This is a genomic window from Bacillus sp. JJ1532, assembly GCF_036965085.1.
In the GTDB taxonomy this organism is placed as follows: domain Bacteria; phylum Bacillota; class Bacilli; order Bacillales; family Cytobacillaceae; genus Cytobacillus.
In genome coordinates this window covers 11,981-20,964 of the sequence record NZ_JBALOW010000111.1, presented here as the reverse complement: position 1 = coordinate 20,964, position 8,984 = coordinate 11,981, and the positions used below count along the sequence as shown (strand labels likewise).

The window sequence follows — 8,984 nt, the reverse complement described above, 5'->3', positions numbered from 1 at the left end:
ATTCTTATTATGTATGATTATAATCATAAAACAAAAGAGTAATTGTGATTTAAATCACGAAAGCATTGCCAAATAAAACGGCAATGCTTTTTTATTCTATAAATGATTGCTTATTACTTCTACTGTATTCTGTTCTTCTGTTGAAATGTTTAAATCCAAATTTGAATTCGTAACAATCGTTTCTGTTGTATATGCAGCTTCATTCAATTGATGATCCATTTCCGTAAAATCTGGAACCTCTTTTTCGTGATTCATTCCAACACCTCCTAATAATAGCTTGCAATGAAAAGAAAATAATATTCAAGTATGTCTTGTTCATCAGTGTCTTGAATAAGCAAGACCTTAATGTCAAATTCTATAGAAAAGCATTACAAAAAGGAGGGAAGCGAAATGTTAAAGGATGAAGGTATGGAATGCCAGGATGAAAAAGATCTGCTCCATCATTATTTCGCCGTACAAAGCGCCTATATTTCCGTTCAGGAGGAGGAAGAACGGATCCGAGAAGCAATTGAAGATAAAAGGAAAGAACCATTATGACTATTGAGTTGAGAAGAATGTTCTTCATTGTTACGATTCTGATGCTATGTTCAAGCCAGGTCTTCTATGCTCAGCCAGATGCACCACCGTACGCAAAGTGGGGACAATTAGCCGTAAAAACAGCAAAGGAAAAATATCCAAAAGCAGATATTGTCGATTATTTGCATATCGGCAGGGAGAACAAGGATCATTCATCTATAGAAAAATTTAAGCTTTGGCTGCGAGAAGGCGGCAAGGAATTCGGATTGTTTATTCATATTGAATTTGATCCAAAAAACGAAAGGGTTATTCATGTAAGTGTAAAAAAATCAACAACATAATGGAGAAGAGGTAATAAAAAAGCCAAAAACGTTTGAATAAAGTTTCAACGTTTTTGGCTTTTAGTTATGAAAAAGGGTTATGCCTTTGCAACATTAAAATACCTAGCCTCTGGATGAGCAAAAACAATGGCTGATACTGATGCTTCGGGCTCCATCATACAGCCTTCTGTCAGATTTACTCCAATGTCCTCTGGGCTGATTAATTTGAAAAGCTTTTGCTGATCTTCTAAATTAGGACAAGCTGGGTATCCAAATGAGAACCTTTGCCCTTGGTATTTAGCGGCAAAGCGATCCTTCATTGTCATATCAACTGGGTCAGGAAAACCCCAGCGGTCTCGAATTTGTCTGTGAACAAGTTCTGCGAACCCTTCAGCTGATTCTAATGCGAGTGATTGCAGGGCATGACATTCAAGGAACCTTCCTTGCTCCTTTAATTGATCGGCCACTTGCCTAATCCCTCTGCCCGCCGTAACTGTAAAGAAGGCAACATAATCCATCTGTCCGCTCTCTTTAGATTTTAAGAAGTCAGCTAAGCATAAATAAGGTTCAACCTCTTGTCTTGGGAATCCAAAGGTTTCAATAATTTCAGTTTGTTCCTCATTGTAAATGAGAACCTTATCTCCATCTGATTGTGCAGGGAAAAATTGATAGACAGCAGCTGGCGTAATCCACCCATTTGTTTTTGAATCATCAATTAATCCGTTCACCATTTCGTTCATTTTTACAGCCTTTTCATCACTTTCTGCTAAAAGTTTTTCTAATTTACCCTTTAAGCCCAGATGATGTCCAATTAACATTTGCTTATTTATATAAGGCTCGATATGTGAAATCGTAATGGAATTTAATATTTTTCTTTTTAAATCCTGTGGTGTAAAAACAGGTGCGTTTGTATTTAATGCTGGCCTTACTTTCACAGCTGTAGCGACAGCAATTGAACTTCTGTCAAACGGAACAGCGTTTTGAGCTGCTTCTTGCTTTTCTGCTTGTTCGCTTTTTAATTTTTCAAATTCAACTGGATCTTGCAGCTGGTTGGCGATGGAAAGGCCATTCATCGCATCCTTCGCATATAGAACAAGGCCATCATATTCCTTCGCGATTTTCGTATCTGTGAATTTGCGGGACAGAGCTGCCCCGCCAACAAGTATTGGAATATCAATGCCAGCCTGCTTTAAATCATGAGCAGTAAGGACCATCTGCTGTGCAGATTTCACAAGCAATCCTGATAAGCCAACCATATCTGGCTTTTCCTTCTTGATTGTTTCTACAAGCTCGGAAGGAGGGACCTTAATCCCAAGATCTACGACTTCAAATCCATTATTACTTAGGATGATATCGACTAAGTTCTTTCCGATATCATGGACATCTCCCTTAACCGTTGCTAAAACTATTTTTCCTTTATTCGCACTTGTATCATCCTTTTCCATATGAGGTTCAAGGAAAGAAACAGATGCCTTCATGACCTCCGCACTTTGCAGAACTTCCGCTACGATAAGCTGGTTATCATTAAATAGACGGCCAACTTCCTTCATCCCATCCATTAATGGCCCATTAATAATTTCAAGTGGGGCAGGGTAGGTGCGAAGAGCTTCTTCTAGATCAGGAATAAGACCTTCCTTTGTTCCTTCCACGACATAATAGGCTAGACGTTCTTCTAATGTCATATCAGGCATCATGCTTTTTTGTTCTTTTTTCTTATCACGGTAAAACTCTGTAAAAGCAGCAAGTGTTTCATCAGTTGTTTCAAATAATAATTTCTCAGCTAACTGAACTTCCTCTTTAGGGATGGAGGCAAATCTCTCAAGCTTTTCTGTATTAACGATTGCATAGTCGAGTCCCGCCTGTGTGCAATGATAAAGAAATACAGAATTCAATATTTCTCTGCCGACAGGAGGGAGACCAAAGGATACGTTACTAATTCCAAGAATTGTTTGGACCTCTGGCATTGCTTCTTTAATTAATCGAATTCCCTCAACAGTTGCTTTTGCACTTCCAATATATTGTGCATCACCTGTACCGACAGGGAAGACAAGAGGGTCAAAAATGATATCCTCTGGCTGGATGCCATATTTGCCTACTAGTAAATCATAGGAACGCTTGGCAATTTCCAGCTTCTTATCAGCTGTAACCCCCATGCCTTTTTCATCGATCGTCCCAACAACTACAGCGGAACCATATTTATGAACAAGCGGAGCGATTGCGGCAAATCTATCCTCGCCATCCTCAAGATTGATTGAATTTATTATGCCTTTCCCTTGTGAGTAGGTAAGGGCCTTCTCTATAACAAGGTCATCAGTTGAATCAATCACTAGAGGAGCTTTAACTTTCTTGACCAATTCTTTCATGAAGTTTTTCATATCTTCAATTTCTTCACGGTCTGGATCAGCAAGACAAACATCGATGACGTGAGCTCCGCCCTTAATTTGTGCTCTGGCAACCTCAGCAGCCTCTTCAAATTTTCCTTCCTTAATTAATCGCTTAAACTTTCGTGACCCAATAACATTCGTCCTTTCGCCAACCATAATAGGTCGAAGGGTAGGATCATCATAGATAAAAGGTTCGATTCCGGATACTTTATGGGTTGTGCTTTTTTCATAGCCTCGGGGCTGATATTTCGCCATTTCATCTGCAATTGCTTTAATATGGGCCGGAGTTGTTCCACAGCAGCCGCCAACAATATTCAGCCAGCCTTCAGACGCAAATCCGCCTAATTTCAAAGCAAGTGATTCAGGTGTTTCATGATATTGTCCTTCTTCATCAGGCAGCCCAGCGTTTGGATAACAGCTAACTGCTGATGAAGCAAGACCTGATAGGGAGCGGATATGGTCCTGCATAAACTCAGGACCAGTGGCACAGTTAAGGCCAACCGCTAACGGTTTCATGTGTTCTAATGAAATATAGAAAGCTTCAATTGACTGGCCGGCCAAAGTGGTACCCATTGGTTCAATCGTTCCCGAGATAATAAGGGGAAGCTTCTTGCCTGTTTTCTCAAATGCATTTTGAATGCCGATAAAACCAGCTTTTACATTCAGCATATCCTGACTCGTTTCAAGGAGAAGAAGATCCACTTGACCGTCAATTAATCCGATTGCCTGTTCTTCGTATGATTGTGTCAACGCTTCAAAAGTAGTTCCGCCAGTTACACTAAGTGTCTTAGTTGTAGGGCCCATAGCACCTGCGACAAATCGCGGCCATTGGGAGGTTGAAATCTGATCGACAGCTTTACGTGCAAGAAGGGCAGCTTTTTTATTAATTTCGTAGGCTTTATGACCTAAATCGTATTCATCTAGGACAATACTTGTTGCACCGAATGTGTTTGTTTCAACAATATCTGCTCCTGCTTGTAAATACTCCAGATGGATTTTTTTAATGACAGAAGGGGCAGTAATATTTAAATTTTCATTACAGCCATCATATTCCTCGCCTCCGAAATCATCGGGAGTTAAATTGGCATTCTGTAGCATTGTTCCCATAGCGCCATCCATAATGAGAATTTTACTCTTTAGCTGTTCAATTAATAGTGACTTCTGCATGTTGTTTCCTCCTTGCAATCTTGGCACTTGCTTCATGGGCATATGCTGATAATTCAACAGTTAACTCATATCGCATAAACGGAGTAATTAAATAGATTCCGTTAAATAATTCTGCGGCTGCATCAATGAGAGATTTAGTTATGGCAACCCCTTCACGCGCTGCATGAACTGGATCATCCTTACAATCAGCCATAATTTTCCGAATGGAATCTGATATTTTGATTCCCGGAACTTCATTATGAAGGAATTCTGCGTTTTTATGGCTGATTAATGGCATTAGGCCTATATATATCGGGTTTTTTAAATGCTTTACTGCTTGATGGACCTCGATCAATTTTTCCTCTGAAAAGACAGGCTGGCTAATAAAATAATCAGCACCAAATTCAATTTTCTTCTCCAGTCGCTGAACCGCCTTATCGACTGCTCTGACATTAGGATTAAAGGCGGCACCAATGGAAAAGGCAGCTTTTTCACCTAAATCCTTTCCTAAAATCGATAAGCCTTCATTCAACTGCTTAATCATCTGGATTAATTCAAATGATGACAAATCATAAACGGAAGATGCACCAGGAAAGTCTCCAACTCTTGCCGGATCACCTGTTACAGCTAATACATCATGTAAACCAAGGGTATGAAGCCCCATTAAATGAGACTGAAGGCCGATGATATTTCGGTCTCTGCATGTAATATGCACCAATGGCCTTACTCCAATTTCCTTTTTAACACGATAGCCGAGAGCAGAATTACATACTCTTGGAGAAGCCAATGAATTATCCGCTAACGTAATGGCATCAATGCCAACATCTTTCAAGGCTTTTGCACCCTCGAAAAATTTATTCGTATTTAATTTCTTAGGCGGGTCAAGCTCCACGATAATAGAAGATCTCTCCTTGACAATATCATGTAAAGGCGGATTTTCCCGAATGGCAGCAGGAGGGTTAGTTATTTTTATTTCACTGCGTTTTTTAATGGTTTTTTCTTTAATAGGCGGCATTCCTTTTAGTTCTGAAGCAAATGCCCGAATATGATCAGGAGTCGTCCCGCAGCAGCCTCCTAATAGTCTAATACCTTGATTTCGAAAATTACGTGCCGATTGTCTAAAGTATTCCGAATCTCCTTCATAATGAAATTTTCCATCTGTGTAGGCCGGTATGCTGGCATTTGGATAGGCAGATAGAAATGCATGCTTCGGCAACGGAACATTTTCCAATGTCAGAAGCATATGGTAGGGACCAAGCCGGCAATTCAATCCTACGACATCAGCACCTAAATATTCTAATCTTGAAAGTGCTTCAGAAACAGGAGTTTGGTCCTGCAAAATAGCAGCCTCATGAAGTGAAACCTGGGCAATGATCGGTAAATCTGTTTCTTTACGAGCAATGGCCAGCACATTTTCAAGTTCTTCAAGGTCATAATAAGTTTCTAGTAATATACTATCTACACCTTCAAGCAGAAGGCAATAGAGCTGCTCTCTAAAACTTCTTTTTATTTCCTCAAGAGCGACCATATTGGGCTTAATTCCTCTAATTCCGCCAATCGTTCCAGCTACATAAGTCTCCTTTTTCGCTGCTTTTCGCGCATTTCTAACTGCAAAGGTATTAAGTTCTTTTACACTATCCTCAAGCCCGTACCTTTGTAGCTTCAAATAATTGGCTGCATATGAATTGGTTTGAATCAAATCTGCTCCAGCATGGATATACGCCTCATGGATCTGCTGGATCTGTTCAGCATGGGTGAGATTTAAATTCTCAAAGCAGCTATCCGCCCCATACGAATAAAGAAGAGTTCCCATCGCACCATCAGCAATCACGATCTCATTTTTCAATTTCTCTAGGAAGCTCATTGTCATCCTCCTTAGTGCTAATCGATTTCTACGAGTGTTCCAGATTCAGCTAAAGCTAAAGTGATATCTTTTATAAGATCATCTGGATTTTCTAATCCAACTGAAAGTCTTAGCAAACCGCTTTTAATTCCTCTATATTCACGTTCAGCCTCAGGCATGGCAGCATGAGACATTTTAGCCGGGTAGGAGAGAATTGACTCTACAGCTCCTAAACTAACTGCGAAAACAGGGATTTTAACCTTAGAAACAAACTCTCTAACTGCCTGTTCATTTTCAAGCTCAAATGACAGAACAGCTCCTGGCCCATTTGCTTGATTTGCTTGGATTTGATATTGTTGATGTTCTTTAAATCCTGGGTAATATACTTCTTTAATAGCAGGATGCTCTTTTATAAATGAAGCAATTTTTCGTGCTGAATTCATTGATTGTTCTAATCTGACATGCAGAGTTTTAATCCCTCTTAAAACAAGCCAAGCATCTTGAACACCCAAGATAGCACCAAAAGAATTTTGTAAGAATCCTAGTTTTTTAGCGAGCTCAGCATCTTTCACTACAGCAAGGCCCGCAACGACATCACTATGTCCTGATAAAAATTTCGTTGCACTATGTAAAACGACATCCGCACCTAAAGAAAGCGGTTTTTGTAAGGCGGGTGTTAAAAATGTATTATCAACAAATGTTAAAGCCCCATTTTTTTTTGCCAAGTCAGCAATTGCTTTTATATCGGTCACTTTTAAGAGCGGATTAGAGGGGGTTTCCACGTAAAACACCTTTGTATTAGGTAAAATAGCTTTTTGAACTGCATCGAGGTCCGTCATATCAACAAACGAATGAGCAATTCCAAAACGGGTTAGTACTTGGGTGACAAAACGATAGGTGCCACCATAAACATCCTCCGTTATTAAAACGTGATCATCTTTTGATAACAGAAGAAAAGCGGTTGAAATTGCTGCCATTCCGGATGCGAATGCAAAACCATGCGTTCCTTCCTCTAGCTCAGCGATAACTGTTTCAAGAGCTTCACGTGTCGGGTTCAGACTTCTGCCGTAATCATATTTTCCAAATGTATCAAAGTCTGATTGATGAAAGGTGGAAGCATGGTTTATCGGTACACTTACAGCACCAGTTATTGGATCATACTTATGATGATTATGCAAAAGCTTCGTTTCAAAATTATAGTTAAGTTCATTACTCATAGTGTTACCCCCTCCAAAACCTTAGCGAAAGCCAATTCTAAATCTTGAATGATATCATCAGTATTTTCGATGCCCACGGAAAAACGCAATAATCGATTACAAACTCCGGTTTCAATTCGAATATGTTCAGGAATATCCGCATGAGTTTGGGTAGCAGGGTAGGTGATAAAGCTCTCTGCACCCCCAAGGCTTTCCGCAAATGAAATGAGGGAAAGACTTTGTAAAAACGGATTCACATAGGATTCGTCCTTAATCCGAAATGAAATCATTCCTCCGCGGCCAGGGTAAAGGACATCCGTTACTGCTTCATGATCAGATAAGTAATGAACTAGTTTTTGAGCATTCTTTTCATGTCGTTCCATCCGAAGTGAAAGAGTTTTCATTCCGCGAATAAGAAGCCATGAATCAAATGGGCTTAATACTCCGCCTGCTGCATTGTGGTACATAGCTAATGATTCGCATAACTCTTTTCCATTTGCAACAATTAATCCGGCTAGAACATCATTATGTCCGCCTAAATACTTCGTTGCACTATGGATCACAATGTCTGCACCAAGCTTAATTGGCTGCTGCAAAACAGGGGTATAAAAAGTGTTATCGACAATTAGCAAAAGCTGATGCTTTTTAGCGAATTCAGCAACTTCTTTAATATCTGTTTGCTCCATTAATGGGTTTGTAGGCGTTTCTATGAAAATTGCCTTTGTCTTTGCTGTGATTTCCTGTTCCAGACTCTCATCTGAAAAGTCCTTAATATATTTACAATTCAATCCCCATTTCTTATATCCTTGTTCGAATAAACGGTATGTACCGCCATATAGATCCTTAGAAACTATTAATTCATCGCCTGATTGGAAAATGGAGAGGACCGTAAGAATCGCAGCCATTCCTGAACTGCACGCATAGCCTTGATCTCCTTCTTCAAGCTCGGCAATTGCCTTTTCCAATATGGATCTTGTTGGATTTCCTGTTCGGATATAATCAAAACCAGTAGACTGTCCAATCCCTTCGTGTCGATAGGCTGTAGAAAAATAAACAGGGGGGTTTACAGTTCCAGTGACTGTTTCACTGCGATTACCAATTTGAGCAAGAATTGTGTCAGTTTTATACATTGTCAGCACTCCTTTTTGTCTTAAAACAATAAAAAAAGCCTTCTTAAGAAGAAGACTTTTCATTGTTTACATAGTCACTCTTCTTATCTTTCAAGTTTTTATAACAAAAAACTTGCAGGAATTAGCACCTTTTCAATCTAATTAGCGATTGATGGTTGCTGAGGCGTCTTCGGGCCTTACCCTCGACCTCTCTTGATAAGAAATCATTTTTAATTTTCATTAAGTTTACACTCTAACTTTCAGAAAAGTCAATCCTCTTTCATAAATAATTTATGATTTGAGTCACATGCAAGAAAGACCAGTATCATTGAAACCGCTTTCTTTCCTATTAAATCAAGCAATTAGCCTATATCAGAAAAAAATGGTAAATATTTTATTAAAATAAGATTTATAGATGCGAATATATTCTACTATATCCATGTTTAAAACCTTTGAATATCTAACTTTTA

General features: G+C 39.3%; 7 protein-coding genes and 1 riboswitch. Of the genes, 2 read left to right on the top strand and 5 right to left on the bottom strand.

Going from position 1 to position 8,984, the window contains the following annotated elements; all coding sequences use genetic code 11:
- Positions 1 to 96 precede the first annotated feature (96 nt).
- The gene (locus V7122_RS23835) at positions 97 to 255 is read right to left on the bottom strand and encodes a hypothetical protein (RefSeq protein WP_335529657.1); all 159 of its coding nucleotides are present in this window, start codon (positions 253 to 255) and stop codon (positions 97 to 99) included.
- 135 nt (positions 256 to 390) lie between these two features.
- Here V7122_RS23835 and V7122_RS23830 point away from each other — a divergent pair, with 135 nt between their 5' ends.
- Together V7122_RS23830 and V7122_RS23825 are read left to right on the top strand one after the other, a co-directional pair.
- Positions 391 to 537 carry a hypothetical protein gene (locus V7122_RS23830; protein WP_335347736.1) on the top strand — a complete coding sequence of 49 codons (147 nt, stop codon included), beginning with the start codon at positions 391 to 393 and terminating at the stop codon, positions 535 to 537.
- Positions 534 to 857, top strand: coding sequence for a YqzG/YhdC family protein (locus V7122_RS23825; protein ID WP_335529655.1), 324 nt, complete (start codon positions 534 to 536; stop codon positions 855 to 857). Before V7122_RS23830 ends, V7122_RS23825 begins: the two co-directional genes overlap by 4 nt.
- A 77-nt stretch (positions 858 to 934) precedes the next feature.
- Here the strand turns inward: V7122_RS23825 and metH are convergent, their stop codons facing one another.
- Genes metH through V7122_RS23805 form a run of 4 tightly spaced genes read right to left on the bottom strand, consistent with a single transcriptional unit; the run spans position 935 to position 8,535 of the window.
- A complete protein-coding gene (metH, locus tag V7122_RS23820) occupies positions 935 to 4,387 on the bottom strand; it encodes a methionine synthase (protein WP_335529653.1) in 3,453 nt (1,150 codons plus the stop codon).
- Positions 4,365 to 6,230, bottom strand: a complete 1,866-nt coding sequence (locus tag V7122_RS23815) for a bifunctional homocysteine S-methyltransferase/methylenetetrahydrofolate reductase (RefSeq protein WP_335355379.1) — start codon at positions 6,228 to 6,230, stop codon at positions 4,365 to 4,367. The genes metH and V7122_RS23815 overlap by 23 nt, the downstream gene beginning before the upstream one ends.
- Positions 6,231 to 6,247: 17 nt before the next feature.
- Complete coding sequence (metC, locus tag V7122_RS23810) at positions 6,248 to 7,426, bottom strand: cystathionine beta-lyase (protein ID WP_335355378.1); 1,179 nt, start codon at positions 7,424 to 7,426, stop codon at positions 6,248 to 6,250.
- Positions 7,423 to 8,535, bottom strand: coding sequence for a methionine biosynthesis PLP-dependent protein (locus tag V7122_RS23805; RefSeq protein WP_335529652.1), 1,113 nt, complete (start codon positions 8,533 to 8,535; stop codon positions 7,423 to 7,425). Before V7122_RS23805 ends, metC begins: the two co-directional genes overlap by 4 nt.
- Positions 8,536 to 8,615: 80 nt before the next feature.
- Positions 8,616 to 8,737: riboswitch (SAM riboswitch) on the bottom strand.
- Between the last annotated feature and the right edge of the window lie 247 nt (positions 8,738 to 8,984).

Coding starts and splice junctions, on each gene's coding strand:
- V7122_RS23835 (WP_335529657.1), bottom strand. CDS start 255: ATGAATCACGAAAAAGAGGTTCCAGATTTTACGGAAATGGATCATCAA.
- V7122_RS23830 (WP_335347736.1), top strand. CDS start 391: ATGTTAAAGGATGAAGGTATGGAATGCCAGGATGAAAAAGATCTGCTC.
- V7122_RS23825 (WP_335529655.1), top strand. CDS start 534: ATGACTATTGAGTTGAGAAGAATGTTCTTCATTGTTACGATTCTGATG.
- metH (WP_335529653.1), bottom strand. CDS start 4,387: ATGCAGAAGTCACTATTAATTGAACAGCTAAAGAGTAAAATTCTCATT.
- V7122_RS23815 (WP_335355379.1), bottom strand. CDS start 6,230: ATGAGCTTCCTAGAGAAATTGAAAAATGAGATCGTGATTGCTGATGGT.
- metC (WP_335355378.1), bottom strand. CDS start 7,426: ATGAGTAATGAACTTAACTATAATTTTGAAACGAAGCTTTTGCATAAT.
- V7122_RS23805 (WP_335529652.1), bottom strand. CDS start 8,535: ATGTATAAAACTGACACAATTCTTGCTCAAATTGGTAATCGCAGTGAA.